Below are 26,877 nucleotides of genomic sequence, written 5' to 3'. Positions count from 1 at the left end.
CTTATCTCCCACTTCCGGTTCGAGGCGAACTAGCGCGACTGGTTTCAGGGAACACTGGCGCAGTCGACATATCCTGGCTATTGCGCGCAGGTAATGGCGTCACGGCTTTACCTTGCGTTGCAGCTGCACCTTGATTCATCAACTTATCTAGCGGCAGATACATCAGGTTGTTGCTGTTTTTCACATCAACCAAAATTTTAGAGGTATTCGAGTACACGTATTCCATGGTCTCTAAATACATCCGATCACGTGTAACCTTAGGTGCAGCGAGATACTGAGGCAGTAATTGTTCAAAGCGTGACACTTCACCTTGAGCCCGTAACACGATTTGTTGCTTGTATGCTTCAGCTTCTTGCATCACCCGATTGACCTGACCACGAGCACGCGGTTCAATCTCACGAGCATAAGCGGTTGCTTCTTGCACAAAACGTTCTTGATCTTCTTGCGCTTTAATTGCGTCATCGAAGGCGTCACGCACTTCTTCTGGCGGTCTGGCATCGCGGAAGTTAACATCTACTAAGGTTAAACCCATGTTGTAAGGGTTGATGATGCTTTCTAACTCGATCCGCGTATCTTGTCGAACTACTTCACGACCACGTGTTAACACATCATCCATAATAGAATGACCGATAACAAAACGTAGCGCCGCATCGGTGGCCTCGCGCAAACTACTGTCGGCATCAACCACAGAAAACAAGTATTGGCGAGCATTGAAGATACGATATTGCACTTCAAAGGTCACTCGAACCAAATTTTGGTCTTGCGTTAACATAAAGCCATCTGCACGTAATGAACGTACTTCTTGAGTGTTCACTGGTGTTACAGTATCAATAAAAGTAGGTTTCCAGTGAATACCCGCACCCACTTCTTCATGATATTGGCCGAAGCGTAAAATCACACCACGTTCTGCATCTTTAATGGTGTAAAAACCACTTAAAGCCCAAACCGCAATCGCAACAATTAACACCACTATCATCAAGATAGAGCTGCCACCGCTACCTGCGTTGCCAGAGCCACCGCCTTTACCACCAAAAACTCCGCCTAGTTTTTTACCTAAATTGCGGAATACTTCATCTAAATCGGGCGGGCCTTGATCACGACCGCCTTGTTTCCAAGGGTCGTTATTCTTGCCGTTATTGCCCGGCTCGTTCCAAGCCATGCTTAACTCCATTACAGTAAGTTGTCATTAAGGGTTAATGTATCAAAAAAGTGTCTAGCTGACGATATAGTTTTCGAGTTGCTGCTCACTTTGTTTTAACAAACGAGCCCACTGTGCTGCCGACAGCTGAATTTTTAACTGGCAACGGCCATCACTCAAAAAGGTTTCCTCTAACACAGCTTGCAGTTGATAAAGCCGTGCTCGCCAATTACCCGCCTCTGGCGGTAATAATAAGGTTAATTGCAAATGTTGTTGCGACAATAACATCGCTAAAGCTTGCTCAAGTAAGTCGAGCCCCACGCCGGCTAATGCCGATAGATAAACGGCAACCGGTAAACCGTCATCGTTGTATTCTATACGGGGCTGCTGGCCTAATTGGTCAATTTTGTTGAAAACCAATAACTGTGGCACATCTGCTGCGTCAATTTCTTGCAACACCAATTGAACCTGACGCATATTTTCGTCGCGCCGAGCGTCTGCCGCATCAATCACGTGCAATTGAATATCAGCATCCCGTGTTTCTTGTAAGGTTGATTTAAACGCAGCTACCAGATCATGCGGTAAATGGCGAATAAATCCTACTGTGTCAGCCAGAATCGCTTCACCAAAATTCGGCAAGTTAATTTTACGTAAGGTGGGATCCAGTGTCGCAAAAAGTTGATCAGCAGCATACACACTGGCACTGGTTAGCCGATTAAACAGCGTCGACTTGCCTGCATTGGTGTAACCTACAATCGACAGCACAGGTTGTTCAGAACGTTGTCTAGCACGCCGCCCTTGCTCCCGCTGCCGAGACATTTTTTGCAAACGCTGTTTTAACGCTTTAACCCGCTCACGCAATAAGCGTCGGTCGCTTTCAAGCTGCGTTTCACCCGGCCCGCGTAAACCAATACCGCCCTTTTGCCGTTCGTTGTCAAAACCACGGATCAGACGCGAGGCAAGATGCTGTAACTGGGCCAGTTCGACTTGCAGCTTACCTTCGTAAGTGCGAGCCCGCTGCGCAAAAATATCGAGGATCAAGCTGGTGCGATCAATTACCCGAACCTGACAATGTCTTTCCAGGTTGCGAGTTTGACCAGGCGACAGCTCGTGATTAAAAATCACCACAGTAGCGGCGAGTTCTTCTACCAGCGCAGCCAATTCATCTGCTTTGCCGGTGCCAATAAAAAACTTAGCATCTGGCGCAGGCCGATTGCTTGAGAGGATTTGCAAGGTGGCAACGCCCGCAGACGACACCAACATCTGCAATTCTTGCAAATCTTCGGTTGACGCTTCCTGCGGAAAATTAACGTGCACTAATACGGCTTGTTCTGCAAGCTCAGAGAGTTCAAACAAGCGCTGCTACTCCGCTAATTATTCCGTTTCCTCGTCGTCATCACCTTGGCTACCGTGAGCAACCATAGTGTTAACCGCACGAGCAGGTACAACGGTAGAAATAGCGTGTTTATACACCATCTGACTTACCGTGTTTTTCAGCAAAATGACGAATTGGTCAAATGATTCAACCTGACCCTGTAATTTAATCCCATTCACCAGATAAATTGATACAGGAATACGTTCCCGTCTTAAGGTGTTCAAAAATGGGTCTTGTAAAGATTGCCCCTTTGCCATGTCGCGCTTTCCTTTTTTATTAATTAGGCTTTATATTGGTATTATTATTTTTATTTCAAGTTGTTAAACCTGAAATATTTGCTGCCTCTGTTAGCTTAGCGAAGAAATGACAGCTTGCAAGTTTTCCTCAAGTTTCACTTCACTTTTTAACCAATGTAATTCAGGCCAACTGCGCAGCCAAGTTAATTGGCGCTTCGCTAATTGCCGCGTTGCAGCAATGCCTTGAGCTTCCATCTCCTGATAAGTAAGCTTTCCAGCGATATAATCCCACATTTGCCGATAACCAACACATCTTATTGATGGTAAATCAGCGTGTAAATCTTTGCGCTGTGTTAACGCACGCACTTCTTGCTCAAAACCTTGCGCTAACATTTGCTCGAAGCGTAATGCTATACGTTGATGTAATACCGCACGATCGGTCGGCGCAATAGCAAATTGGTGCACTTTATACGGAAAAGGTTCAGGTTTTTCCGCAGTTAATTCCGTTAAACTGCGCCCGGTTAAGCGATAAACTTCTAAAGCACGATTAATCCGCTGTGGATCATTCGGATGGATCCGTTGAGCGGCTTCAGGATCCACGGCTGCAAGCTGTTGATGCAAATAAGACCAGCCATGCTCGGCCGCTTCGGCTTCCAGTGTAGCACGAATGGCCTTGTCCGCAGCGGGTAGCTCGGAAATCCCTTGGAGTAAGGCTTTAAAATACAACATGGTACCGCCGACTAAAATCGGCACATTGCCACGCTGCTGGATCTGCGCAATCAACTGTAACGCATCAGCACGAAAATCGGCTGCAGAATAACTTTCTGCCGGATCGCGAATGTCTAACAAAAAATGTGGGGCTTGCGCCAACTCTGCAGCGGTGGGCTTAGCCGTGCCAATATCCATACCGCGATAGACTAAAGCGCTGTCTACGCTAATCAGCTCTGCGTTAACCAATTGTTGCTTTAAAGCGATAGCTAAAGCGGTTTTGCCCGACGCCGTGGGGCCCATTAAACAAATGACCGGTAAATCAGTGGGCATCGTTAGCCTTCCGTATTTGCAGCGTTGCCGCATCAAAACTGAGCGCCAGCGCCCGGCGTTGCGCTTTGCTCAGTGCTGCGGGATACACACCTAACAATAAATCGGCTTGTAAAAAGCCTTGGCGCAACAACACATCGAGTAATGCTTCGGCTAAGCCGTCAGTTTGCACAGTAATTAGTGTAGACAAAAACTCACCGAACCATTGGCCTATTGCCGTGTGTCTTAGCCAAATGGGCACTGCGCGAATAATCACCGTGCGATCTTTTAACAGTAAATCGAAACCTAAAGCCGACAAGTTGTCAGCCGCCGCGAGCAAGGGTTCAAATTCAGCCGACGCCACGGTTAAGCGCACCGGTAATAATAATGGGGCACTTTGTACCTTTAACTGCCACTGAATAGCAATACTGGCGGGCAAATCAACCATAAATAATTGCTCAGCCTCCTGACAAAGTGCAAACCGATTCTCTAACAAAAAGTAATGCGGTGTAGGGCTGGCAACTTGCTCAGTCGCGGCTTGCAACGTTGCTGCCTGATAATTGATTTGCGCTTGCACTGAAGCCACAGCAGGTTTAGCAGCTACGCTGTCGTGAACAGCACGCGCCGTAACACGTCCTTGTTGCGGCTGATATAACGGCGCTTTCATATATCCCGTCGCAGCATGTCGCGTGGCATAAGCGGCTTGTGCCGCTGCTGAGTTTGGCTGCGGCGATGCGACCTGCGTTTGCGAAGTAGTCATGCTAGGTGATTCAGCCGCTAAAGCAGGCTTAGGCTCGCTGTCTTGCCCTTGCGTTAAGGCATCGGCTAAAGCACTCACCACAAAATCATGCACCAAACGTGCTTGATGAAAACGGACTTCGTGTTTAGCGGGGTGCACATTGACATCCACGTCGTTAGCCGGCAGCTCTAGATAAAGTACAAAAGCCGGTTGTAGTTCAGCGGTTAACCAGTCACCGTAGGCTTGTCGGATCGCATGATTTAACAATTTATCGCGCATCATACGACCATTCACATAACTGTATTGGCCGCTACTGACCGCTTGGCAGGCCATCGCCGGTAAAATCCAACCACTGAGTTTGATCTCACCATATTGATTTTCAATCCACAGTGCTTGCTCAGCAAAATTACGACCACAGATCAGCGCTAAGCGTTTTTGCTTTGCTGCAGCCGTATCAGCAACCGGTAAACGACGCACCACTTGGCCGTTATGGCTCAGTTGCCATGCTACATCAAAACGACTTAAGGCTAAGCGTTTGATTAACTCATCAATATGCGTGAATTCGGTTTTATCGCTTCTTAAAAAACGCCGACGAGCTGGGGTGTTAAAAAATAAATCAACCACGTCGATGCTCGTGCCATCGGGATGGGCGGCAGGTCGCAATTCTACTGCCATATCGCGGCCTTCGGCACTGGCTTGCCAAGCAGCGGCTTGCTGCGCCGGTTTTGATGTGAGGGTTAAACGCGCCACTGAACTGATACTGGCTAGCGCTTCACCGCGAAATCCTAAACTCTCAATCTGTTCCAAATCCGCTAAGCTGCTAATTTTACTGGTGGCATGCCGACTTAGCGCCAACACTAATTCCGCTTCAGCGATGCCCACACCATTATCGCGGATGCGGATAAGCTTGCTGCCACCCTTTTCTAATTCAATATCAATTTGAGTGGCTTGTGCATCCAAACTGTTTTCAACCAATTCTTTTACGACGGAGGCGGGGCGCTCCACCACCTCACCAGCCGCAATTTGGTTAGCTAATTGCGCGGGTAATAATTGAATGGGCATATTAGGGGATCCGCAACACCTGACCAATGCGAATACTGTCGTTACGCAGTTCGTTATGGCGGCGTAACTCGTCTAGTGACACATTATAACGCTGTGCTAATAACGATAAAGACTCCCCTGCTTGCACGCGGTGCTCTTTCGAACGACGCTGCGCAAATAACGAATCGGCTGGAGGCGACAACTCAAAGTGACGGCGCAAACCATTAAATAATGACTGCACTAATTTTTGCTGATGCGAACTACTGCGCAATAAACGCTCTTCTTGCGGGTTAGAAATAAAACCGACTTCAACTAAAATGGACGGAATATCTGGCGCGCGCAACACGCCTAAGCTAGCAGCTTGCGGCTCTTTTTTGTGGAGAGTCGTCACTTTGCCCAATTCAGACAAGACCTGGTTAGCCACTTGATGTGCCGTTACCATCGAATGATTCATTGATAAATCGAGTACCGTTTGCGCTAAATAGCGCTCATTGGCCGAGTCTTTAATCACTTCCGCAACACCGCCTAACAACTCACCGTGTCGCTCCGTTTGCTCTAGCATGCGACCGACCTCTGAGGTCGCTCGACGTAACGATAACACCCATACTGAAGCCCCTTTAGGCTGAGGTGAAGTAAAGGCGTCCGCGTGAATGGATACTAACAAATCTGCTTGCATACGCCGCGCAATATCAGTGCGGCTATTCACATGCACATAGTAATCACCGGTACGCACCATGGTGGCTTTCATACCGGGCTCACGGTTAATGGTTTCCAGTAATTGCTTGGCAATAGGCAGGGTTAAGTTTTTTTCATAAATGCCGCTGGGGCCAATGGAACCGGGGTCTTCACCACCGTGTCCGGCATCGATAGCAATGATGATATCGCGAGCGGCACGCACCGTCGCAGGAATCGCCTGGCGACTGCTGGCGGTGTTTGCGCTGCTGTTCGTCACAGGGCGAGTCTCAACCGGCGCGCTACTGGCACTGCTGCTACTGGCTTTACTATCGGGTAAATCCACCACCAAACGATGGCCATAAGGCGGTGTCGGGGTCAGTGCAAAAATTGTTGGTTTAACTGCGCTGCTTAAATCGAGCACAATGCGCATGGTATTTTTAGTGCCACTGCTGCGAATATCTCGGATCAGCGGGGCTTCACCGCTAATCGCTGGCAGTGTGGTCGCGCCCGTGACGCGACTTAAGTCAATGACTAAGCGTTCTGGGTTTTCTAAGGTGAAATATTTATATTCTGGGGCAGCAGCCAAATCAAATACCACGCGGGTATTGTCTGGCGAGGGCCAAATACGAATATTCTGCACCTGATTACTGGCAAACGCTACCGCACTTTGCAGTAACAGACAATACAAGATGAGATGAGCAAGCAGCGCGTTAGTTTTTTTCATTATCCGTCAATGCTGTCAATAAAGTTTGAACATGTGCGTTATGCGCCGTGATAACCAAATGACGCGAAGTGGCATCCAGCGAAAAAGCCAGCGTTAAATCAGGTTCAGGCAAACAGCCAAAACCACGTTCAGGCCATTCAATTAAACATAGGCTATCAGCATTAAAATAATCTCTGATCCCCATAAATTCCAGTTCTTCTGCATCATGTAACCGATACAAATCAAAATGATAAACTTGCAGGCCTGCCAAATCATAGGGTTCAACTAAGGTATAGGTTGGGCTTTTTACTTTACCTGTGTGGCCTAAGCTTTGAATTAAACCTCGAGAAAAAGTGGTTTTGCCCGCGCCTAAAGGCCCTTGCAGAAACAGAACTAAACCACCGTGCAGTTGCGCCGCCAGTTTTGCCGCGAACGCTGCCGTTTGCGCTTCGCTATCAATTTGTACCTTAAGTTCTACCACAGTAATAACTCAACACCCATCTTTAATTGCCGTTGGCTATGTTAACAAACTTGTAGGGCATGCAGGAAGAAAAACCGCTCAAGCGTAGTGGTCAGACTGAGTAAATTGCTTCAAGTTCCCGCTAGTTAGCCACTTATAGCCATCGAGGTGAAGTCTAAATGCCAAAAGACCACTGACAATTTATGTTAAAGTAGTGCCTAGAAAAGCGCGATATGACGAATACAGAGTTCAGTATGGAAAAACAGCAGCTAGCAGATCAAATTAAACAATGGGCCGCTGAATTAGGTTTTCAGGCCTGTGGTATTACTAAACCTGACTTAGCTGAGCATGAAGCGCACTTACAGCAGTGGTTAGACGCTGGCTTCCATGGTGAAATGCATTATATGGCGCAACACGGCATGTTGCGTGCCAGACCCACTGAATTACAACCCGGTACGCTCAGTGTCATTAGCGTACGCCTAGATTATTTACCGCAGCAAGCCGGTTTTGCCACTAACTTAGCCGATCCTAAGTTGGCCTATATCAGCCGTTATGCGCTGGGGCGAGATTATCATAAATTAATGCGCCAACGTTTAAAGCAACTGGGCCAGAAGATTGCCACACTCAGTGCTGAATTAGCCGGCCGCCCTTTTGTCGACTCGGCGCCCATTTTAGAACGGCCTTTAGCACAAAAAGCCGGTATAGGCTGGGTTGGCAAGCATAGCTTGGTGTTAGCCGAGCAAGCTGGTTCGTGGTTTTTCCTTGGCGAATTACTGGTGAATCTCGATTTGCCCATCGACACGCCACACAACGGCGATTGCGGTAGCTGCGTGGCTTGCATAACCAGTTGCCCAACAGGTGCCATAGTGGCGCCTTATGTTGTTGATGCCCGCCGCTGTATCTCGTATCTCACTATTGAATTAGCCGATGCGATCCCTGAACAGTTTCGAGCGCAAATCGGCAATCGTATTTATGGCTGTGATGATTGCCAATTAGTCTGCCCGATAAATCGAGCCGCGCCATTGAGTCAGGAAAGCGATTTTCAACGTCGTCCACACTGGCAAGATCAGTCACTGCTGGCACTTTTTCAATGGGATGAGGCGACCTTTTTGCAGTTAACCGAAGGCAGCGCCATTAGGCGGATTGGCTTTGAACGCTGGCAACGAAACATTGCCGTTGCGCTGGGCAATGCGCCTTATGACCCTGCTATTAGTGAGATATTACAGCAACGGTTGGCTGACGCCAGTGAGTTAGTAAAAGAGCATATTCGCTGGGCGCTAGCACAGCAAAAACAAAAAAGCTGGCAACAAGCTAATTTATTACCAAGAAGTACCGAACGTTTAGTACGGATTATTCAGAAGGGTCTGCCGCGAGATAGTTAAACTGATTAACAGGCCGCTCTGCTCGTCGTGCTGCCGCCTGCTCGACAATTTCCGTTTTTCGTTGCTCATTAGCCTGATGCCATTCGGTAATTTCAGCCAATAAACGGCCACATCCCAAACAGCAGTCGTGTTGGTCTAGACAGCAGTTTCTAACACACGGGGAGAGCGCCATTGCAAATCCTTAGCAGTGTGTCTCAACATAACATTTTGCTAAGAATTGTTGTCTAGAAAAAGATATTTGGCAATATCGCAGATTAAGAAAAGCGAAAAGCAGCCACTAGGGCTGCTTTTCTAATTTGGAGCGAGTTACGAGATTCGAACTCGTGACCTCGACCTTGGCAAGGTAGCGCTCTACCAACTGAGCTAAACTCGCATCATGTTTGCAACCGAAGTTGCTTACTGATGGCGCGCATTTTACAAAACTGGCCAATCGATGCAAGTATTTTTTTAAGGAATTCGAAAAAAATGTGTGCGATAGGTCACTAATTCAGCAATTGACTCACGAATGTCGTCCATCGCCAAGTGGCTGTTGGTTTTTTGTACGTGTTTAATCACTTCAGGCGCCCAGCGTTTCGCTAACTCTTTTATCGTGCTGACATCGACATTTCGATAATGAAAGAAGCTTTCAAACTCAGGCGCATATTCTGCCAAAAAACGCCGGTCTTGCCCTATACTATTGCCACACATCGGCGATTTACCTGGGCTAACATAGCGACTTAAAAAGGCCAGTGTTTGCTCAACCGCGTCGGCTAGCGTAACGTCACTGGCACGACAGCGAGCCGTTAAGCCACTCTTACCGTGTTGCTCAACACACCAAGGGTTCATATTCGCCAATACATCATCCGCGGTTTTAATGGCAAAGACCGGACCTTCGGCTAAGATATTTAACTCGCTGTCCGTCACAATAGTGGCCATCTCTAAAATAACATCGGTTTTTGGTTCCAGCCCCGTCATTTCTAAATCAAGCCAAACCAAGTTGCTATCATTCACTGTCATAATTATTCAGTACCTTTCTGAAGTGAGTGGGCTGAAACGTTTGCTGCTTTGTTACAACCCAGATTGCAGGTATGATACACGTCCTAAGCTTAACAGTAATAGCATCCTTTACAGAAAAACGGTAACCAGTGACCAAGAAAAAACATCTAACACAGCGCCAGCACGAGCGAATTGCCAAAAATGAGCAGCGACGTTTACAACGTAATGCTAAAAAAGGTGCCGTCGACTGGGATGAACAACTCTTATTAGCGCCTGAGCCAGGTTTGGTACTCAGTCGCTTTGGTCAGCATGCCGACGTTGAAGATGCCCAAGGTAAGGTGATCCGTTGCAGTATGCGGCGCACCATCAGTTCGGTGGTTACGGGCGACACCGTAATATGGCGGCGCAGCACCCAGGCTACTGGCAGTATTGATGGCGTGATTGAAGCAGTCGAAGAACGCCGTTCGGTTTTGTTACGTCCTGATTTCTATGACGGCCTAAAACCTGTGGCAGCCAATATTGACCTGATGATTATTGTCTCTGCCATTTTGCCAGCGCTGTCTTTAAACATTATTGACCGTTATTTGGTTGCTGCTGAAATCACCGGCATTAAACCGCTGCTGGTGATTAACAAAGCCGATTTATTAGATGCTGCTGCCCAAGCTGAACTTCAGCAGCAACTTGAGCTGTATCGTGGTTTAGGTTATCCCTGCTTGTTATTGAGTGCCAAAACTGGCCAAGGTATGGCTGAATTGCATCAGCATTTGCACAGCGGAACCAGTATCTTTGTTGGTCAATCTGGGGTTGGCAAATCGTCATTAATGAACTCGCTCATGCCCAGTCTAGCTGTCACTACACAGGAGGTCTCAGCGCTGTCCGGCTTGGGCCAACATACCACGACAGTGTCGCGTCTTTACCACTTGCCGGAAGGTGGCGAATTGATCGACTCTCCAGGGATCCGCGAATTTGCGCTGTGGCACTTATCGCCTGAAGAAGTAACACAAGGTTTTATTGAATTTCGACCTTGGCTGGGTCGTTGTAAATTCCGTGATTGTAAACATATCACCGATCCAGGTTGCGCCATTCAACATGCCGTTGCTGAAAACGAGATTAGCCAAGAACGTTACGACAGCTATTTAAAGATCCTGACCAGCATGACGCAGGATAAACCGAATCATTTTTAATTTTAAGAGTATCGACCCGCTATGGATAAACTAAAAATCACCCTGCAATATATGCTACCAAAGCATTTAATTTCCCGCTTAGTGGGTAAATTGGCCGCTGCCCGTTTAGGCTTTATCAGCCATGCGCTGATTAAACTGTTCATCAAAGCCTATAACATCAACATGCAGGAAGCTAAATTTGAACGCGCCAGTGACTATGCCAGTTTTAATGAGTTTTTTACTCGGCCGTTAAAAGACGGTATTCGCCCGCTGGACAGCGATCCGGCGATTATCGCCCATCCAGTGGACGGAGCCATTAGCCAGCTGGGTGAAATTGTCTCAGGCCAACTGGTGCAAGCTAAAAACCATAACTACAGCTTACAAAGCTTATTAGGGGGTAAAGAACAAACCGCCGCGCCTTTCTTAGGTGGTGAATTTGCGACCATTTACTTAGCACCGAAAGACTATCACCGTATTCATATGCCGGTAACTGGCGTATTACGTGAAATGATCTATGTGCCCGGCGAGTTGTTTTCGGTTAATCCATTAACGGCTGAAAACGTGCCTGATTTATTTGCCCGTAACGAACGCGTGGTAACGATTTTTGATACCGAGTTTGGCCCAATGGCCTTGGTATTAGTCGGTGCTACGATCGTTGCTAGCATTGAAACCGTCTGGGCCGGTACCGTCACGCCACCAGCGGGGAGCAGTATTTTCCGTTGGAATTATCCGGCGAGCGGTTTAAACAGTGTTCGTTTAGAAAAAGGCGCCGAAATGGGCCGCTTTAAACTCGGCTCAACGGTTATCTTAGCTTTCCCTGCTGGCAAAGTTGCATTTTTAGCCGATCAGCAACCCGGCACCGTCACTCGCATGGGTACGCCATTTGCTAACATAACCTAAACAGTAATACCTGAGCAGGATATACGGATGTCCTGCTCTTCTCTTCTTTCTCGTCACAACGCCCTTTTTCACTGCCTCCTCAGCTAAACCTCTCTAATCTTGGCTATTTACTTTCAGTTGCCCCGTCAAGCTGATGAAAAAAATCCGCAACCTGCCCTTTATCTGCGGTAAACTAAGTAAAAAGAGTTTTTAAGGAATGAGTATGCAAATCATCGCGCATCGTGGTGCCAGTGGTGAGTATCCAGAAAATACACTATTGGCGATTGAGCAAGCGATAGCTCAAGGCGCAGATGCTATTGAGATAGATGTATTTGCACTGCAAGGTGAGTTGATCGTTATCCATGATCATCATGTGGCACGCACCACGAATGGGCAAGGCAGCTTATATCAGTTTTCTTTAGCCCAATTACAGCAGCTTGATGCCGGGCGCGGTGAGCGCGTACCGACACTGTGGCAAGTATTACAACAATTACAGCCATCTAAAGTCTGGTTAAATATTGAGTTAAAAGGCGCAGATACTGCCGAACCCTTAGTTAAGTTACTGCAGCGCGCCGAGCAAGAATTGGCTTTCGATTGCCAACGCTTGCTGATTTCTTCGTTTAATCACCATTTACTGCATACCATTAAACGCGCGCAACCTAGTTTAAAACTGGGTGCGTTAACGGCCAGCTTACCGCTTAATTATGCGGCTTTCGCAGAGCAACTGGGGGCTTACTCGGTGCATTGTGATGTTAGCTTTACCAACCAAGCGTTTGTCGATGACGCCAAAACCCGTGGCTTAAAAGTCTATGTGTATACCGTGGATCAAGCCGATGATATTGCGCGGCTGCAGCACTATGGCGTAGATGGGATCTTTAGCAATTATCCGGCGCGCAGCCGACAACGCCTTTCAGCGTCAAACTAAACGGCGCAAAAAGCATTAAATCGTCAGAAACAAAAATCTCGCCGTAGCGGGATTTTAAAGATGCGTTTGCAGAATTAAGACGGTTGATGTTCGTCTTCGCAGCTATTGCAACTGTTACATAAGCGCATATTCATAACATGCGCTGACACCACTAAGGTGGCACCGACAATCAAAATAAGGTGTTCGTATTCGCTACCCCAAGCACCACGTTGCCAATAAATAAAACCACCTAAAAACAACGCATAAAATGGGTAAAGTTTACGATGATAACGATGAAAACCCACAAATAAAGTAAAGAAACCTAAGGCCATGGTCAGCAGTAACACTATGCCTTCAAACGCATGGTTGTGGCCGGCAGTTAAACCTAACAAAGGTAAGATAGGCAGAATGACAGGTAGCATAATGCAATGAATGGCACATAACGATGTGACCATTATTCCTACCTTATCAAACAACACTCTCGCTTTGGCAATCACTGCGATATCCTTAAAACACGAAATCAAAGAAACGATATAGTATAACAAAACATTTTAGAATGGAATGGCTCGACACAAATTATCTCTGTTTTGGACTCTGCTACCACAGCCTTTATGGCATAATAGCTAGCTAATTTTAATGATTTGAAAAGATGCGTTATGGATACTCTACTGGAACAACTGGATGACAATCTAAAAGAGCTTTATCGTAAAGCCCTCGATGCCGATGCACTGCTAGAGCAATTGCAACAAGAAGGTAAGGCTAATCATCAGGCGGTATTTGCTAAAGAAGCAGGATTTAGTGCGCAAAGTAATCGTTTTATGCCTTACTTAGCTGAAACTGCAGAACACATCGCGGCGATGCGGCAAAGCCAGCAATTCAATACCGCAACTTTAGAGCGTGTGGTTCGACAACTCAAACTGTTACACAAAACCTTGGCTGAGTTTCGACACATCACCAAATAACAAAAAAAGGGTAACCGCTTAGCCGTTACCCCTTTCACACATGGTTTGTGATTGACTACCGATACCGGTACTAGTCATTCAAAGCAGGCTTTACCGTTTTCTTAAACCAGTCTTCCAGCATTTTATGCTCAAATTCAAATTCTTTACGCGAATTGGCTCGGCCTAGGCGCTGCAAAAAGCCCATATCACGCTCCTTTACCTCGCCACTTAACACCGTCTGACCACTGGCATCGAGTAATTGGTGTGTAAAGCGAATAGCAGGCGAATGAATATCTTTAACAATGCGTAAAGCTTGACCGGCTGGCCCAGCAAAATAGTCAACATCACCCGCTAAATCAATATCGGTTACCGTGACTTGCCATTTATATCCGGCTGGCATTTCTGCGGCCAACTCGTTAAAAGAGTCAGTAAATGCCGCGACCACTCTTTCAGAATAGCGACTACGGGTATCATTAGTCGGCCTTACATCAGTAAAACCTTTGGGATCATCAAAGTTTAGTGTTAGCTCGGCTGCTGCGACACTAAGCCCTGACCACGCTAGCAGCGTCATTGCTAATATACTGTTACGCATTTTAACCTCCTCGAATAACTGATGAGTTATTACAACATTTAAAGGTATAGGCTAAGTTAGCTTTATGCAAGCTGAACACGGCAACTGACAAACGGTATGCTGTTGCTTAACCGCATAAAATGGCCATACAAACTGACACTCCGCCTAAATGAAAGCGCTTCTCGTCATCCGAGCAAGCCGTATCGCTCTGTAATTAGGCCACACTTTGACATGGTTACAGCCTCTTTCAAAGGTGGCTGCCAACACCTGACTTTACTTAATTACTATGCCACAGCGCTGCTAAGCACTAAATAATTCATCATCGGATGATCAAGTGATAAGGATGGCCGAGCCTATCCATGCAAAACTCTATTCGATGCCAATACCTGTAATATCTAACAGCAAGCAAGAAAAAGAACAACTGTATTCACAGCGCGATGTGGCCAGAACGCTATTGCTGCGAGTGAATATAAAGTGTTGTCACTGTTAGGTGCTTTGCGTTCAAACATGATCAACGGGTTGAACACCAACGAGTATACTGCGGAGCCTTTGCTAAGTAGCGACTTACCGCTTTAGAAATGTAACCGCATTTAACCGTGTTCCCCGCGCTGATGTTAATTACCCAGCAAGCACTGCCTGATGCAGGCTTGCGAGGTTACGCCTACTTACTTTTTAACAATAAAAGTTCCGGCTTCTACTTCAGCCAAGGTGGGTAATGCAGCCATTGCACCAATAGTGGCACAGACCAAACCACTCACTTTACCGGCAAAAGCCACGAAATCGGCAATTTGCTCACGATAAAAATGGTCGCCAGGGGCCGTTTGCGACATCTTAAACAATACCGCGCCAATAAAAGAGTCACCCGCCCCTGTGGTGTCAATGGCGGTTATTTCATAAGCTGGCACTAAAGTCTGCTGCCCCAGATGTGAAATTAAACAGCCTTTAGGGCCCAAAGTAACCAGTACAATCTTCACGCCTAAATCATGAAAGTACTGACAGCCTTTTTGCATATCGGTTTCATTACTTAACAATACTAATTCGTCATCGCTTACTTTAACGATATCGGCCAGCGCAAAATAGTGCTCGCACTTAGCTTTGAATTCTTCTTCACGGTTTTGCCAAAGGCCAATTCTAAAATTGGGATCAAAACAAATGATATTACCCTTACGTTTAGCGGCAGTGGCCAAACGTAAATAACTGGCGCTAAGTTCGCCACCCAGTAAAGCCGTGGCTGAACCTAAATGTACAATGGCATCATCGGTTAATTGCTCAATTGCTGCATCGCTCAGGCACAGTTGCTCATCGGCACCGCGGTTAAACGCAAATTCACGCTCACCGTTATCCGCTAATGACACAAAAGCAAAAGTGGTCGACATCGGTAATGTCGACACAAAATCCGTGTTCACATGATAAGCTTTAATTTCTTCAGTTAAATACTGACCATAAGGATCGTTACCCACGGCCGCTACCAACGAAACATCCGCACCTAATTTACCAATACAGGCCGCCACATTCGCCGGCGCACCACCTGATTTTTTCACGTAATTTACGCCGTTAACTAAGCCTGCGTTCGTATCTGTACAAACAAAGTCAATTAACATTTCGCCGATGCACACAACTTTCATTTCGCTTCCTTTTATTAGGTTATTTACTGGATGCTTCGTTACAATTCAATTTAAACATCAATAAGTTAGAGTTTTAGCTCGACTTTTTTCTACTGCGCCACAAGGCGTTTATTATAACAGAAGCCGTACAAAATTACGGCGAAAAACAGCATAAATATAATAGCGTTCAGCATTTTGAGTGTGGTGTAAAAAGAGCCAATAACCGTGATGTTTTAAGCAAAACCTCAGCTTAAAACACCTGCATTTAGGACTAAATGGACAGGCTAAATGGGCTAAAAACACAAGAAAACAAAACCTATTTAGGGCAATACAATGGTTTTCATACGGATAATTAGCGACTAAATAGAAAACCATATCAAGCGTGATGTAAATTTAAATCATTAAAATGCGACTTAAAGCAGTGAATTTACCGATAAAAAAACCCGTAAAGCAGCGCTTTACGGGTTTTTAACACATCGAAAAAAGATGCTTGGGCAGATTACATCATGCCGTTCCAGAGCGACCTCAAGTCATTGATATTGCATGAATAAAGGCTTTTAGGGATAATTAGTGTCTACATGAATGTCTACTTTTTTGTCTTCAACTTTACTTTATGGCTAATAAATCAAATAAAAACACATACCTCAAACTTAGAGGAAGTATATGGTGGTCAGGGTGAGATTACGAGTGGTCATTTAATCACCACACTCATGCCAGCTTCCAACACCGCATCAAGATAAGCCTCATTCATCAATGCCTGACGCTGCTTTCTTCTGATACTCATTTTTCGCTTCTCAGCGCGTAACATATTCAAGCCGAAGTGTCGCATCGTGGCAAGATTGGCTGCTGCATTACCACGGTATATCTGGCACGCATCCTCACTTAAGCTCACATCCAGCACCCAGTGCAGCTGGTTTTCAATACACCAATGCTCGCGTACTGCCTGGGACAGCCTTTCTGCGGTAAGGTCGGCTGAGCTGATAAAATAACGTTGCTCTAACACCGCACGCTTGTGCTTTTCCACCCGGTAAGTCGTTGCCATGCCTAAGGTTGTCAGCGCTGGCCAGGCAGCTTTGAGTTTTTCCGGTAATTCGCTGGCCGGACAGACCTGGAATTCACGGTACTCTAGACGCCCACGGTTCTTTTCCAGTGACTGCGCTGCACTATCTTTATGCGCTTTACCCGCAAAGACTTGTTTTACTGCATCGTGCAGATGACCTTGGTTGCCTTTAACCGTCAACAGGTAATCAGCTTTTTTATCTACTATCTGCTGCGCTATCTCTTTCTGGCATCCCATTGCATCCAAACTGACCAGGCATCCTTTAAGCTCCAGCAAGTTAAGTAGCTGAGGTATCGCCGTAATTTCGTTGCTCTTCTCGTCCGTTTTAACCTGGCCCATTACCACACCATTGGCGCTGGCAAAGGCGCTAACCATATGAATAGAAGAGCAGCGGTCTTCCCGGTTGTAGGAGCCGCGAAGCGTTTTGCCGTCGATTGCGACCACCTGACCATCGGTAAGCTCTGTACAAGCCTGCATCCAACTGGCAAAGCAGCGCTGCAAGGCTTCGCTGTCCAGCAGTGACATCACCCGCGCGATGGTGTCGTGTACCGGCAAACCCAGTTTAAAAAAGCCATGTTCTTGCAGCCAGTCAAAGCGGTTTTCGCCGAAATCTTCAATATCTTCCCAGCCCTCACAGCCAGCAATGACTGCGCAAAGCGTTAAAAACACTACGTCAAACAAGGGGTAAACGACCTTAGCGGCTTGCCTTGGGTCTTCTAATTCTGAAAAGTGCTCTGCAAAAATATCGATGTTCATAAACTGGCTCCGCGTAAAAGCCAGTATCTGATCACAGCTGAAGATCGGGGTCAATCAGTTATGCTAAAGTGCGTACTAAATGTTCGTGATCTTGCCCTGATATGGTGGTATCAACGCAGAGTTACACACGAAATGAAGCGTCTTTACCCTGACATAGAGAAACTAGAGTTCAGTTTAAAGACCTCTGACATTAACATTGCAAGAAAACTAAGGGATAAGTTTAATGGTGAATTGGCACACAATAGTCTGTTAGCCACCGACAAAAATGCCAAACGTTTTAGAGATTTGGTTAGAGAAATGAGTCAGGCGCAACAAACTAACCCTGATTGGGATTTAGGTATTTATCCGGAAAACCTCGGTAGGCGTCCGGCCATCACATCTTTTATTTGCTGACTGATCACGCATCATATCTTTCACTGTTGCCAACAATGAGAGTTATGTATGCCAGCTTTAAAACAACCCGATATACGTCGGTTCTTTTCCCCCGAATTAAAATGGCAGATCGTCCAGGAATCGAAAGAACAAACCCTTTCAGTATCTCAATTAGCGCGCAAATATGATGTCAATACCAACCAAGTGTTTCGCTGGATCCGAGACGTTAACCTCGGTAATGCATTGTGGGTCAGGCGCGCTAAAGGTGAAGTGAATACGTCAGCGGCTCCCATGCCATTCCTTCCTGTCAGTGTTCGTGCGGTTGACGCGGTGCCGGTGTTACATAAACCTGCTGCAATAACGGTATCGTTTCGTAGCGGTCACCAACTGGTGCTACACGACGCCACGCCGGACATGTTGCACCAACTCGTGGTGGCGTTGTCATGATGATGTTATCGCATGACGTGCGCATTTGGCTGTGTGCCGGTTACACCGATATGCGCAAAGGCTTTGATGGCCTGGCTGCAATGGCGCAGCATGTGCTGCAAAAAGACCCGTTTAGCGGTCACGTATTTGTGTTTCGCGGACGTCGTAGCGACCGGGTTAAATTGCTCTGGTGGGATGGTCAGGGGTTATGTTTATTTTACAAGCGACTGGAGCAGGGTAAATTTGTTTGGCCAAGTGCAAAATCGGGGGCTGTGCATTTAACACAAGCCGAATTGGCGCTGTTACTGGAAGGCTTAGACTGGCGGCCACCTGCCAGAAAAAATAGACCAATAAACGCCGCATAATTGCATTTAATCAATGAGTTAGCTGGATTTTTATGTTATTATGCAGCGCATGAAAACGATGGCATCTTCCTTACCCAATGACCCAAAACAGTTGCAGGAAATTATCCTTCAACTGCAGTCAACGCTTGCCCAGCAGGATACCGTTATTGCCTCGTTACGCCACCAGTTATCCGTATTAAAACGTGCCCGCTTCGGACGTTCGTCCGAGCATATCGATAAGCAAATTCATCAGTTGGAATTACAGCTTGAAGAGCTTGAGATGCAAACTGCAGCCTTACCAAAGCTAGCCGCACCAGCAAAAGAGAACAAAGCCACGCCCCGTCGGCGCGTCTCTCTGCCTGCACAATTGCCGCGAGAAGAGCTTCGTGTTGAAACGGCTTGCCAGTGCCCGGCATGTCAGGGTGCATTAACCCATATCGGTGATGATGTTTCTGAAATGCTGGATGTGGTGCCGGCCTCTTATCGGGTTATCCGTATTGTACGCCCTAAATTCAGCTGCCAGCACTGCGACACATTGGTGCAAGGTGCTGCGCCTGAGCGTGTGATTAAAAAAGGACTGGCCAGTGCTGCATTGCTCACACAGGTGATGGTTGATAAATACCTCGACCATCAACCGCTGTACCGCCAAGCTGAGCGGATGGAACGTGAAGGCATCGACATCGAGCGCTCTACCTTGGCTGACTGGGTAGGACAAACAAGTGCATTACTCACGCCACTGGCAGGTGCCATCGGCCGCCATGTTAAAGCCAGTTACCACGTACATGCGGATGATACCACCGCACCGACGCTATCACCGGGTAAAGGTCGCACGCAAACGGGTCGTTACTGGACCTATGTCCGCGATGGTCGCCCCTGGGGAGATAGCACACCACCTGCGGTGTGGCTGCAATATAGTGAAGACCGAAGAAGTCTTCATCCTGCGGCGCATTTAAAAGATTACAAAGGCTCACTGCAGGCCGATGCTTATGCCGGTTACAACGAATTATACCAACGGCAAATCACCCAACATGGTTGCTGGGCACACGTACGGCGTAAATTCTATGACATTATCCAAAGCGGCCCTTCGCCTTTAGCCGACGAAGCTATTGCCATTATCCAATCCCTCTATGTGATTGAAAAGCAGGTACGCGGCCAACCACCGGATGAACGACAACACATCCGAGCCACACACGCCAAGCCAATCCTTGAGCGCTTCCATGCGTGGTTGCAAACAACCCTACGTACCTTATCGAAAGGCTCGCCGTTATCCAAGGCTATTCATTATGCTCTGAAACAGTGGGAGGCGCTGGTTGCCTATGTGGATAACGGTTATGCTGAGATAGATAACAACAGTGCAGAGCGCTCATTGCGGCCGATTGCCTTGGGTAGGAAAAATTACCTGTTTGCGGGTTCAGTTGCCGGAGGAGAGCGAGCTGCCGTGCTGTACTCAATACTCGGCACCGCTAAACTCAATGGCATCAATCCAAATGACTATCTCACAGCGGTACTCAAACGTATCGGCAATCACCCCATCAACCGTGTCGATGAGTTGTTACCTTGGAATATCGATCTATCCAAACAGTCAGGTGACGCGATTTAAGACACCAAGTGTCCACTAAAATTAAGTGGACACTTAAATCAGAGCGCTAACCTGTGATCGCCGGACGCTTACAATTCACCGATTGATTGCTACGATATTGACGACATCCCTAGAGAAATCGTCAAGCAACTTATGCTGGTAAGCTTGAATGCTTCGAGCAAAGAGGAAGCTGTCATGGCGCTGTGTATTAAGTTAAAGAGGAAACGAGAGGAAGTCTTGGACTATCTGGATAAATTGCTTGAGTTTCACGCACCGATTGCTGACAGCTTCTTCAGCTCAGCTTGGCGAATTGTTCAGTATCAAGATGGAGAGCTAACTAACGACATATTGAAGGCTGCTCTGGCAGAAGGAATTGCTGTATTGCCAGTGCATGACAGCTACATTGTGGACGCAACGAAGCGAGAGCAGATGTTGGGTATCATTAATACAGCTTACAGACAACGCTTTGGCTTTGAGTGTGTTGTAGTTTAATTAGAGGGGGGATAGGTAGGTTAATTCTAATCAAAAGCCCTGCTAAAGCCCCCATATTCGCTCCGCCGCCTAATTAATCTCCGAGAACATAGACTGTATATCGTCATAATAGTCTGGGTAGGTTTTCCATCCCAAAGCTGAGAGCATAATCGATGAACGAACTATAATTGGCGCATATTCCAAATCGAATGAAGGATTTTTGAAATCCATTCCGTCATCAAACATAGAACCATCTTCTAAAGCTAAGGCTTCAAAAACATTGATATTTACCCTATCCTTCAAGGCGGCCTCATCGAAATGGTTATATTGATTTCTGCCTGCATAAATAATTAGACCTATAGGAACACGCTTTATCAGCCTCCCCACAAGAAATTTGTAATACTTAGGCCGCTTTTTACTATCAACCCCTTCAAATAAGAAAGCACACTCTGATTTAGGCTCTTTATTAGAAGAAAATAACTCAATCGCCTTAAACGCAATTTGTAAAATCGAGCCAGATATTACATGCCTTGAAAACAAACTTGCGCTAAGCTCAATGCTAATGCGTTCAGCCTCAAGAACTTTCTTATTAATATCCGGTTGATTGAGCCATTGCTCATAAATGTGCTGACACTCTTGTTTATTGTCTGAGTGCCTTAAGGCAGTATGCGGTCTATACTCAACGCTAGCTTTAAACAATCCATCATAGTAAGAAAGTATTTCAAACATCCCTTTTACAGCATGCTCTGTTTGCGCTACATACTCTTCAGCTTTAATCATCTGTCAATTCCTTCAGACAAATACCATACAAACAAAAAAAGGGTAATGCGTTAACACTACCCTCTCTTTTCGGTCTACAACACTGTCTACATTTATGTCTACAACGCTGTCTACTTTAGTTATAAGCTTTTGATTTAATTAAGATTTAAAAAGAAACCTTAAATTACATCATGCCGCCCATGCCACCCATGCCGCCCATATCAGGCATTGCAGGCGCATCATCTTTTGGTAATTCAGTTACCATAGCTTCGGTGGTGATCATCAGTGAACCTACAGAAGCAGCAAACTGCAATGCAGAACGCGTTACTTTAGTTGGGTCAAGGATACCCATTTCTAACATGTCGCCGTAAACATCAGTCGCGGCATTGTAACCGTAGTTACCTGTGCCTTCTTTCACTTTGTTTACAACCACTGACGGCTCTTCACCGGCGTTAGAAACGATTTGACGCAGTGGTGCTTCCATTGCGCGTAGCGCAATTTTGATACCGTGCGTTTGATCTTCATTTGCGCCAGTCATGCCCACTAAAGAAGCAGCTACGCGAACTAAAGCTACACCACCGCCAGGCACTACGCCTTCTTCTACTGCTGCGCGAGTTGCATGCAGCGCATCTTCAACACGGTGCTTCTTCTCTTTCATTTCGATTTCAGTCGCCGCACCGACTTTGATTACCGCTACACCGCCAGCTAGTTTCGCCAGACGCTCTTGCAGTTTCTCTTTATCGTAGTCAGAAGTGGCTTCTTCGATTTGCTGACGAATTTGCTTCACACGACCATCGATAGCCGCCTGATCACCGGCACCATCAATAATAGTTGTGTTATCTTTCGTGATAACCACGCGCTTAGCAGTACCTAAATCTTCCAGCGTGGCTTTTTCTAGCTCCATACCGATTTCTTCAGAAATCACAGTACCGCCAGTCAGTGTAGCAATGTCTTGTAACATGGCTTTACGACGATCGCCGAAACCTGGGGCTTTAACCGCAGAGATTTTCACGATGCCGCGCATGTTATTGACCACTAAAGTCGCTAAGGCTTCGCCTTCAACGTCTTCAGCAATGATTAACAATGGCTTGCCTGATTTTGCTACACCTTCTAATACCGGTAGTAATTCACGGATATTCGAAATTTTCTTATCAACAGCTAAGATGTAAGGGTTATCCAGTTCAACCTGGCCCGCTTCTTGGTTGTTGATGAAGTAAGGAGACAAGTAACCACGGTCGAATTGCATACCTTCAACCACGTCTAACTCGTTGTTCAGGCCTTGACCTTCTTCAACGGTGATCACGCCTTCTTTGCCTACTTTGTCCATAGCTTCGGCAATAATGTTACCGATTTCTTCGTCAGAGTTAGCAGAAATAGTACCTACTTGCGCAATCGCTTTGCTGTCGGCACAAGGCTGAGAAAGTTTTTTCAGCTCTTCAACGGCAGCAATAACCGCTTTGTCGATACCGCGCTTTAAATCCATTGGATTCATGCCAGCAGCAACGGCTTTAACACCTTCGTTGATGATGTTTTGCGCTAGTACCGTTGCGGTAGTGGTACCGTCACCGGCTTCGTCATTGGCTTTAGATGCGACTTCTTTCACCATCTGTGCGCCCATATTCTCGAATTTGTCTTCTAGCTCGATTTCTTTGGCAACAGAAACACCGTCTTTAGTGATAACAGGTGAACCGAATGACTTATCTAAAATAACATTACGGCCTTTTGGGCCTAAGGTAACGCGTACCGCGTTAGCCAGAATATTTACGCCTTTCAGCATTTTATTGCGAGCTTCGTCGCCAAAACGTACGTCTTTTGCAGCCATGTTATATATCCTCAAATACGATTAATAATTGATCAGAGAAGTGTGAAAATTAATCCAGAATCACACCTAAGATGTTGTCTTCTTTGGTAATAACATATTCCTGACCATCAATTTTTTCTGTGCGCTCTACATAAGCACCGAACAATACTTTGTCGCCAACTTTTACTTCTAGTGGCTTAACGTTACCGTTATCTAAGATACGACCATTGCCAACTGCAACGACTTCACCACGGGTAGATTTTTCGGCAGAAGCCCCGGTCAGCACGATGCCGCCAGCTGATTTGCTTTCAGCTTCGGTACGTTTGATGATGACACGATCATGTAATGGACGAATATTCATGCTCTATCTCCTAAAGCGAGTTTTATGTTTAACAAGGGTGTTAAATTGTGTGTTCGCTATATGGGGCGCTGACGAAAAAATTCCAAGGGCTGTTGTAAAAAAACCTGCATTTTTTTAAGGTCGCTTTCGCTTATAATCACTTTTCATTGTGCTTCAGATTGGGAACCGACGATGACGCCCTATTTATTGATTCTCTGTAATTGCCCTGATGACAGCAGCGCACAGCGCATCACCGAAAGCTTACTGTCCCAGCAGTTAGTCGCTTGTATCAATCGATTGCCGGATATTCGTTCCAGTTACCGCTGGCAAGGCCAAATTGAGCACAGTGTGGAAATACAATTGCAGTTAAAAGCACCAGCCGTTAACTTTACCGCAATAGAACAAGCCATCTTGGCCATTCACCCGTACACTGTGCCAGAAATTATTGCTTTACCGCTGACTCGGCTGCATGCACCCTACGGTCAATGGATAAATGAGGTAACCCTAGGTGATCATTAAACGTTTTTATTTTTTGCTTTTAAGTTTGGTTCTTACCCTAACCTTAACGGGCTTTGCCCAAGCACAACAAAGCAACGCACTAGCGAACAACAATTCGGTATTAAATAGCCTACTGCAAGCGCAGCCGCAATTTCTGCCAGTTGAACAAGCCTTTGTATTGGATTACCGGCAACAAGATGGCGCTTTATTACTGAATTGGACTATCGCTGATGGCTACTATATGTATCGCGATAAATTTAAACTTGGCGGCGTAGCCGTCAGTTTTTCACACCCGACCTACCCTGCTAGCATGACCATTGAAGACGAGTTCTTTGGCAAAACCGAGGTGTATTACCATCAATTGCAATTAAAGATCCCGTTAAGCGATATTGATGAAGACGCCATTTTTCGTGTGCAATATATGGGCTGCGCTGAAGCTGGTTTTTGTTATCCACCGAAAAGTGTTGAAATTCCTTTACAGCAATTCGATGCCATAGCTGAAGCAACCACTGCGAATGCCACTTCAGCGCCAGTGTCTAGCCAATATGATTTACTAGACCGCTTAACTGAAGGCTCATTACTGGCTATCCTTGGCGTGTTTTTTTTACTGGGCTTGGGGCTTTCTTTTACCCCTTGTGTTTTTCCAATGTACCCTATTTTAAGCGGTATCATTGTTGGCCAAGGTCAACAACTTTCAACCCGCCGCGCTTTTAGTCTGTCGATGTCTTATGTGCAAGGTATGGCAATTACCTACTCCTTATTGGGTTTGGTCGTAGCCAGCTTAGGCGTTAAATTTCAAGCGTGGTTACAACACCCAGCTATTTTAATCGTCGCCTCAGTCATTTTTGTGTTATTAGCCTTAGCGATGTTTGGTGTTTTCAACTTACAGTTGCCTGCGCGCTGGCAAGAAAAAGTAGCAGGTATCAGCAATAAGCAACAAGGCGGCTCGTTAAAAGGGGCTTTTGTGATGGGTGCGTTATCAGGCCTAATTGCCTCGCCCTGTACCACCGCCCCGCTGTCAGCTGCACTCTTGTATGTAGCACAAAGCGGCGACTTAATGATTGGCGCAGTGACCCTCTATGTACTGAGTTTAGGTATGGGTTTGCCTTTGTTGTTATTAGGTACTTCAGGTGGTCGATTACTACCAAAAGCGGGCAATTGGATGAATGCCGTTAAAAATATCTTTGGCTTTTTGTTACTGGCCGTACCGCTTATTTTATTAGAACGTTTTTTACCTTTTAGCACCATATTAGTGTTGGGCACATTGCTGACTCTTGCTCTGGTGTTTTATCTATACCGGTTAATTTTTACGTTAGAGAATATCAGCGGTAAAGCGATGATCGCGGTTGTAATCCAACTGTTGGTGCTAAGCGCGTTCTGGCTCAATTTACAAAACTGGAATCCAACTAAAGCTAATGAAACGCCTGCAAACTCGCAACAACTGTCGACGGAAGTATTAAGCGCTTTGGAAACTATTGAATCAGAAACCGCTAAACAACTGATAAAACTTGCCCTAAACCAGCAATTAACATTAGCGGATGACCTTGTTAACTCCCCGTCAGTATCTGCAGAATCAAAAAATGCGCTGGGCTTTATTGAAATAGAAACCGCAGAAGAGCTGGCCGAACAATTAAAACTGGCGGCTGCGGCGGGGCAATACACCATGGTTGATCTGTATGCGGAGTGGTGTGTCGCCTGTAAAGAGTTTGAGCAACTGACCTTCCCCAAACCTGAAGTGACGGCGTTAACGTCACAAATGCGCTTGATTAAAATTGATGTCACCACGATGTCACGTGCCGACGCAGCATTATTGGATAGCTATCAAGTACTCGGTTTACCCACCTTGTTATTCTTTGCTCCTGATGGCACGGAACTAACCCAAAGCCGTGTTACGGGCTTTCAAGCTGCAGCGCCTTTTGCCGCGCATTTAAATAGCATCATCAATTAAAGTCTGTCGGCGAACGGTAGCGTTCGCCGCAACTTGCAAAACTGACGTTGCGGGCATCGCTCGCAACAGACATCCAGACAGCCACTGGCTGATAAGACCAGTATTTTGCTGCCATTTGCTGCGATTTCACTATAATAAGGCAGGTAACTGCCAGTTGGCTCTCGACAACCAGACCGGTTTCGCCCTAAAGTGCTGCATTAACTTCAGCAAACAAGGCGTTTGTTGGTGGTAACAGCATTTTATAAGTGGATAGGGAAAGATGGCAGCAACTTTGCGCATATTACTGTTAAATGGCCCAAATTTAAATATGTTGGGCGTACGTGAACCGGCTACCTATGGTGCTGCCAGCTTAGCGGATATTGTTAGCGCACTGCAGCAACAAGCCGCTTCTTTAGATGTGCAATTACAAGCCCTGCAATCTAATGCTGAGCATGAATTAATCAACGCCATCCAGCAAAGCTATCAACAGCAAGATTTTATCATTATTAACCCTGGTGCTTATACCCATACCAGCATTGCACTGCGCGATGCGTTGTTAGCGGTTGCGATCCCTTTTATCGAAGTACACTTATCTAATGTACATGCGCGGGAAAGCTTTCGGCATCACTCTTATTTATCCGATATTGCCCGAGGCGTGATCTGCGGCCTCGGCGCTAAAGGCTATCACTATGCTTTAGACGCGGCAGTATCTTATTTACATTCACATAATCAAACCTAACT

Annotated in this window: 29 protein-coding genes and 1 tRNA gene; 13 read left to right on the top strand and 17 right to left on the bottom strand. The window is 46.3% G+C overall.

The features are described from left to right. Position 1 precedes the first annotated feature (1 nt). The 7 genes from hflK to tsaE all read right to left on the bottom strand — a co-directional run bounded on the left by hflK (position 2) and on the right by tsaE (position 7,405). Positions 2-1,159: an FtsH protease activity modulator HflK gene (hflK, locus tag ACUJFK_RS04685; protein WP_229585310.1), complete on the bottom strand. Its 1,158-nt coding sequence runs from the start codon at positions 1,157-1,159 to the stop codon at positions 2-4. A gap of 54 nt (positions 1,160-1,213) precedes the next feature. Then, entirely contained in the window at positions 1,214-2,494 is a 1,281-nt protein-coding gene (hflX, locus tag ACUJFK_RS04680) for a ribosome rescue GTPase HflX (protein ID WP_226749511.1), read from the bottom strand. Positions 2,495-2,512: 18 nt separating this feature from the next. Further along, a complete protein-coding gene (hfq, locus tag ACUJFK_RS04675; RefSeq protein ID WP_226749510.1) occupies positions 2,513-2,770 on the bottom strand; it encodes an RNA chaperone Hfq in 258 nt (85 codons plus the stop codon). Between the two features lie 90 nt (positions 2,771-2,860). Beyond that, on the bottom strand, positions 2,861-3,790 hold the full coding sequence (gene miaA / locus ACUJFK_RS04670) for a tRNA (adenosine(37)-N6)-dimethylallyltransferase MiaA (protein ID WP_306177116.1): 930 nt from the start codon (positions 3,788-3,790) through the stop codon (positions 2,861-2,863). Continuing rightward, positions 3,780-5,567, bottom strand: a complete 1,788-nt coding sequence (mutL, locus tag ACUJFK_RS04665) for a DNA mismatch repair endonuclease MutL (protein WP_445426222.1) — start codon at positions 5,565-5,567, stop codon at positions 3,780-3,782. Before mutL ends, miaA begins: the two co-directional genes overlap by 11 nt. Before the next feature lies 1 nt (position 5,568). Further along, positions 5,569-6,945, bottom strand: a complete 1,377-nt coding sequence (locus tag ACUJFK_RS04660) for an N-acetylmuramoyl-L-alanine amidase (protein ID WP_226749507.1) — start codon at positions 6,943-6,945, stop codon at positions 5,569-5,571. Further along, a complete protein-coding gene (tsaE, locus tag ACUJFK_RS04655) occupies positions 6,932-7,405 on the bottom strand; it encodes a tRNA (adenosine(37)-N6)-threonylcarbamoyltransferase complex ATPase subunit type 1 TsaE (RefSeq protein ID WP_445426221.1) in 474 nt (157 codons plus the stop codon). Before tsaE ends, ACUJFK_RS04660 begins: the two co-directional genes overlap by 14 nt. Positions 7,406-7,638: 233 nt before the next feature. On the opposite strand from tsaE, the gene queG reads away from it, so the two are divergent. Next, on the top strand, positions 7,639-8,766 hold the full coding sequence (queG, locus tag ACUJFK_RS04650) for a tRNA epoxyqueuosine(34) reductase QueG (RefSeq protein WP_445426220.1): 1,128 nt from the start codon (positions 7,639-7,641) through the stop codon (positions 8,764-8,766). On the opposite strand, the gene ACUJFK_RS04645 is transcribed toward queG, so the two are convergent. The 3 genes from ACUJFK_RS04645 to orn all read right to left on the bottom strand — a co-directional run bounded on the left by ACUJFK_RS04645 (position 8,735) and on the right by orn (position 9,762). Next, positions 8,735-8,938, bottom strand: a complete 204-nt coding sequence (locus ACUJFK_RS04645; RefSeq protein ID WP_226749504.1) for a DUF1289 domain-containing protein — start codon at positions 8,936-8,938, stop codon at positions 8,735-8,737. The genes queG and ACUJFK_RS04645 overlap by 32 nt on opposite strands. A gap of 125 nt (positions 8,939-9,063) precedes the next feature. Next, positions 9,064-9,139 (bottom strand) — tRNA-Gly (locus ACUJFK_RS04640). A 74-nt stretch (positions 9,140-9,213) separates the two neighbouring features. Further along, entirely contained in the window at positions 9,214-9,762 is a 549-nt protein-coding gene (gene orn, locus ACUJFK_RS04635) for an oligoribonuclease (RefSeq protein WP_226749503.1), read from the bottom strand. Between the two features lie 128 nt (positions 9,763-9,890). Between orn and rsgA the strand changes: the two genes are divergently transcribed. From rsgA to ACUJFK_RS04620, 3 genes are all read left to right on the top strand, one after another. Continuing rightward, positions 9,891-10,925, top strand: a complete 1,035-nt coding sequence (rsgA, locus tag ACUJFK_RS04630; RefSeq protein WP_445426219.1) for a small ribosomal subunit biogenesis GTPase RsgA — start codon at positions 9,891-9,893, stop codon at positions 10,923-10,925. A gap of 21 nt (positions 10,926-10,946) precedes the next feature. Further along, positions 10,947-11,804 (top strand): archaetidylserine decarboxylase, encoded by an 858-nt coding sequence (asd, locus tag ACUJFK_RS04625; RefSeq protein WP_226749501.1) that lies wholly within the window; start codon positions 10,947-10,949, stop codon positions 11,802-11,804. 202 nt (positions 11,805-12,006) lie between these two features. Beyond that, complete coding sequence (locus ACUJFK_RS04620; protein WP_445426218.1) at positions 12,007-12,708, top strand: glycerophosphodiester phosphodiesterase; 702 nt, start codon at positions 12,007-12,009, stop codon at positions 12,706-12,708. 74 nt (positions 12,709-12,782) lie between these two features. On the opposite strand, the gene ACUJFK_RS04615 is transcribed toward ACUJFK_RS04620, so the two are convergent. Then, positions 12,783-13,166 carry a MerC domain-containing protein gene (locus tag ACUJFK_RS04615; RefSeq protein ID WP_445426759.1) on the bottom strand — a complete coding sequence of 128 codons (384 nt, stop codon included), beginning with the start codon at positions 13,164-13,166 and terminating at the stop codon, positions 12,783-12,785. 177 nt (positions 13,167-13,343) lie between these two features. On the opposite strand from ACUJFK_RS04615, the gene ACUJFK_RS04610 reads away from it, so the two are divergent. Next, positions 13,344-13,649 carry a primosomal replication protein PriC gene (locus ACUJFK_RS04610; protein WP_229585298.1) on the top strand — a complete coding sequence of 102 codons (306 nt, stop codon included), beginning with the start codon at positions 13,344-13,346 and terminating at the stop codon, positions 13,647-13,649. A gap of 70 nt (positions 13,650-13,719) precedes the next feature. Here the strand turns inward: ACUJFK_RS04610 and ACUJFK_RS04605 are convergent, their stop codons facing one another. From ACUJFK_RS04605 to ACUJFK_RS04595, 3 genes are all read right to left on the bottom strand, one after another. After that, the gene (locus ACUJFK_RS04605; RefSeq protein WP_226749497.1) at positions 13,720-14,220 is read right to left on the bottom strand and encodes a DUF3016 domain-containing protein; all 501 of its coding nucleotides are present in this window, start codon (positions 14,218-14,220) and stop codon (positions 13,720-13,722) included. Positions 14,221-14,864: 644 nt separating this feature from the next. Then, the gene (locus ACUJFK_RS04600) at positions 14,865-15,824 is read right to left on the bottom strand and encodes a carbohydrate kinase family protein (RefSeq protein WP_445426217.1); all 960 of its coding nucleotides are present in this window, start codon (positions 15,822-15,824) and stop codon (positions 14,865-14,867) included. A 670-nt stretch (positions 15,825-16,494) separates the two neighbouring features. After that, complete coding sequence (locus ACUJFK_RS04595) at positions 16,495-17,619, bottom strand: ISAs1 family transposase (RefSeq protein WP_420934092.1); 1,125 nt, start codon at positions 17,617-17,619, stop codon at positions 16,495-16,497. A gap of 132 nt (positions 17,620-17,751) precedes the next feature. Here ACUJFK_RS04595 and ACUJFK_RS04590 point away from each other — a divergent pair, with 132 nt between their 5' ends. The 5 genes from ACUJFK_RS04590 to ACUJFK_RS04570 all read left to right on the top strand — a co-directional run bounded on the left by ACUJFK_RS04590 (position 17,752) and on the right by ACUJFK_RS04570 (position 20,832). Continuing rightward, the gene (locus tag ACUJFK_RS04590) at positions 17,752-18,012 is read left to right on the top strand and encodes a hypothetical protein (protein ID WP_445426216.1); all 261 of its coding nucleotides are present in this window, start codon (positions 17,752-17,754) and stop codon (positions 18,010-18,012) included. A 48-nt stretch (positions 18,013-18,060) separates the two neighbouring features. Continuing rightward, entirely contained in the window at positions 18,061-18,438 is a 378-nt protein-coding gene (locus ACUJFK_RS04585) for a transposase (RefSeq protein WP_445426215.1), read from the top strand. After that, positions 18,435-18,782 (top strand): IS66 family insertion sequence element accessory protein TnpB, encoded by a 348-nt coding sequence (gene tnpB, locus ACUJFK_RS04580; protein ID WP_445425056.1) that lies wholly within the window; start codon positions 18,435-18,437, stop codon positions 18,780-18,782. The genes ACUJFK_RS04585 and tnpB overlap by 4 nt, the downstream gene beginning before the upstream one ends. A 49-nt stretch (positions 18,783-18,831) precedes the next feature. After that, a complete protein-coding gene (tnpC, locus tag ACUJFK_RS04575; protein WP_445426758.1) occupies positions 18,832-20,361 on the top strand; it encodes an IS66 family transposase in 1,530 nt (509 codons plus the stop codon). 174 nt (positions 20,362-20,535) lie between these two features. Beyond that, the gene (locus tag ACUJFK_RS04570; RefSeq protein ID WP_445426214.1) at positions 20,536-20,832 is read left to right on the top strand and encodes a hypothetical protein; all 297 of its coding nucleotides are present in this window, start codon (positions 20,536-20,538) and stop codon (positions 20,830-20,832) included. A 69-nt stretch (positions 20,833-20,901) separates the two neighbouring features. Here the strand turns inward: ACUJFK_RS04570 and ACUJFK_RS04565 are convergent, their stop codons facing one another. The 3 genes from ACUJFK_RS04565 to ACUJFK_RS04555 all read right to left on the bottom strand — a co-directional run bounded on the left by ACUJFK_RS04565 (position 20,902) and on the right by ACUJFK_RS04555 (position 23,732). Next, on the bottom strand, positions 20,902-21,591 hold the full coding sequence (locus tag ACUJFK_RS04565; RefSeq protein WP_445426213.1) for a hypothetical protein: 690 nt from the start codon (positions 21,589-21,591) through the stop codon (positions 20,902-20,904). A 163-nt stretch (positions 21,592-21,754) separates the two neighbouring features. Continuing rightward, entirely contained in the window at positions 21,755-23,392 is a 1,638-nt protein-coding gene (gene groL / locus ACUJFK_RS04560) for a chaperonin GroEL (RefSeq protein WP_226749493.1), read from the bottom strand. Positions 23,393-23,441: 49 nt separating this feature from the next. Continuing rightward, complete coding sequence (locus ACUJFK_RS04555; RefSeq protein ID WP_226749492.1) at positions 23,442-23,732, bottom strand: co-chaperone GroES; 291 nt, start codon at positions 23,730-23,732, stop codon at positions 23,442-23,444. Between the two features lie 171 nt (positions 23,733-23,903). On the opposite strand from ACUJFK_RS04555, the gene cutA reads away from it, so the two are divergent. The 3 genes from cutA (at position 23,904) to aroQ (ending at position 26,875) form a co-directional block, all read left to right on the top strand. Then, the gene (gene cutA, locus ACUJFK_RS04550; protein WP_226749491.1) at positions 23,904-24,230 is read left to right on the top strand and encodes a divalent-cation tolerance protein CutA; all 327 of its coding nucleotides are present in this window, start codon (positions 23,904-23,906) and stop codon (positions 24,228-24,230) included. Then, on the top strand, positions 24,220-26,157 hold the full coding sequence (locus ACUJFK_RS04545) for a protein-disulfide reductase DsbD (RefSeq protein ID WP_445426212.1): 1,938 nt from the start codon (positions 24,220-24,222) through the stop codon (positions 26,155-26,157). The genes cutA and ACUJFK_RS04545 overlap by 11 nt, the downstream gene beginning before the upstream one ends. Positions 26,158-26,416: 259 nt before the next feature. After that, positions 26,417-26,875, top strand: a complete 459-nt coding sequence (gene aroQ / locus ACUJFK_RS04540; protein WP_226749489.1) for a type II 3-dehydroquinate dehydratase — start codon at positions 26,417-26,419, stop codon at positions 26,873-26,875. Positions 26,876-26,877 lie beyond the last annotated feature (2 nt).

The sequence above is a fragment of the Alishewanella sp. HL-SH06 genome (assembly GCF_052656265.1).
The sequence above is the reverse complement of the archived record's forward strand: the minus strand, read 5'-3'. Positions and strand labels throughout refer to the sequence as shown.

Excerpts from the sequence above, each read along its gene's own strand:
- hflK (WP_229585310.1), bottom strand. The coding sequence starts at position 1,159 with ATGGCTTGGAACGAGCCGGGCAATAACGGCAAGAATAACGACCCTTGG.
- hfq (WP_226749510.1), bottom strand. The coding sequence starts at position 2,770 with ATGGCAAAGGGGCAATCTTTACAAGACCCATTTTTGAACACCTTAAGA.
- miaA (WP_306177116.1), bottom strand. The coding sequence starts at position 3,790 with ATGCCCACTGATTTACCGGTCATTTGTTTAATGGGCCCCACGGCGTCG.
- mutL (WP_445426222.1), bottom strand. The coding sequence starts at position 5,567 with ATGCCCATTCAATTATTACCCGCGCAATTAGCTAACCAAATTGCGGCT.
- ACUJFK_RS04660 (WP_226749507.1), bottom strand. The coding sequence starts at position 6,945 with ATGAAAAAAACTAACGCGCTGCTTGCTCATCTCATCTTGTATTGTCTG.
- queG (WP_445426220.1), top strand. The coding sequence starts at position 7,639 with ATGGAAAAACAGCAGCTAGCAGATCAAATTAAACAATGGGCCGCTGAA.
- ACUJFK_RS04645 (WP_226749504.1), bottom strand. The coding sequence starts at position 8,938 with ATGGCGCTCTCCCCGTGTGTTAGAAACTGCTGTCTAGACCAACACGAC.
- orn (WP_226749503.1), bottom strand. The coding sequence starts at position 9,762 with ATGACAGTGAATGATAGCAACTTGGTTTGGCTTGATTTAGAAATGACG.
- asd (WP_226749501.1), top strand. The coding sequence starts at position 10,947 with ATGGATAAACTAAAAATCACCCTGCAATATATGCTACCAAAGCATTTA.
- ACUJFK_RS04620 (WP_445426218.1), top strand. The coding sequence starts at position 12,007 with ATGCAAATCATCGCGCATCGTGGTGCCAGTGGTGAGTATCCAGAAAAT.
- ACUJFK_RS04610 (WP_229585298.1), top strand. The coding sequence starts at position 13,344 with ATGGATACTCTACTGGAACAACTGGATGACAATCTAAAAGAGCTTTAT.
- ACUJFK_RS04605 (WP_226749497.1), bottom strand. The coding sequence starts at position 14,220 with ATGCGTAACAGTATATTAGCAATGACGCTGCTAGCGTGGTCAGGGCTT.
- ACUJFK_RS04600 (WP_445426217.1), bottom strand. The coding sequence starts at position 15,824 with ATGAAAGTTGTGTGCATCGGCGAAATGTTAATTGACTTTGTTTGTACA.
- ACUJFK_RS04595 (WP_420934092.1), bottom strand. The coding sequence starts at position 17,619 with ATGAACATCGATATTTTTGCAGAGCACTTTTCAGAATTAGAAGACCCA.
- ACUJFK_RS04590 (WP_445426216.1), top strand. The coding sequence starts at position 17,752 with ATGAAGCGTCTTTACCCTGACATAGAGAAACTAGAGTTCAGTTTAAAG.
- ACUJFK_RS04585 (WP_445426215.1), top strand. The coding sequence starts at position 18,061 with ATGCCAGCTTTAAAACAACCCGATATACGTCGGTTCTTTTCCCCCGAA.
- tnpB (WP_445425056.1), top strand. The coding sequence starts at position 18,435 with ATGATGATGTTATCGCATGACGTGCGCATTTGGCTGTGTGCCGGTTAC.
- tnpC (WP_445426758.1), top strand. The coding sequence starts at position 18,832 with ATGAAAACGATGGCATCTTCCTTACCCAATGACCCAAAACAGTTGCAG.
- ACUJFK_RS04570 (WP_445426214.1), top strand. The coding sequence starts at position 20,536 with ATGGCGCTGTGTATTAAGTTAAAGAGGAAACGAGAGGAAGTCTTGGAC.
- ACUJFK_RS04565 (WP_445426213.1), bottom strand. The coding sequence starts at position 21,591 with ATGATTAAAGCTGAAGAGTATGTAGCGCAAACAGAGCATGCTGTAAAA.
- groL (WP_226749493.1), bottom strand. The coding sequence starts at position 23,392 with ATGGCTGCAAAAGACGTACGTTTTGGCGACGAAGCTCGCAATAAAATG.
- ACUJFK_RS04555 (WP_226749492.1), bottom strand. The coding sequence starts at position 23,732 with ATGAATATTCGTCCATTACATGATCGTGTCATCATCAAACGTACCGAA.
- cutA (WP_226749491.1), top strand. The coding sequence starts at position 23,904 with ATGACGCCCTATTTATTGATTCTCTGTAATTGCCCTGATGACAGCAGC.
- aroQ (WP_226749489.1), top strand. The coding sequence starts at position 26,417 with ATGGCAGCAACTTTGCGCATATTACTGTTAAATGGCCCAAATTTAAAT.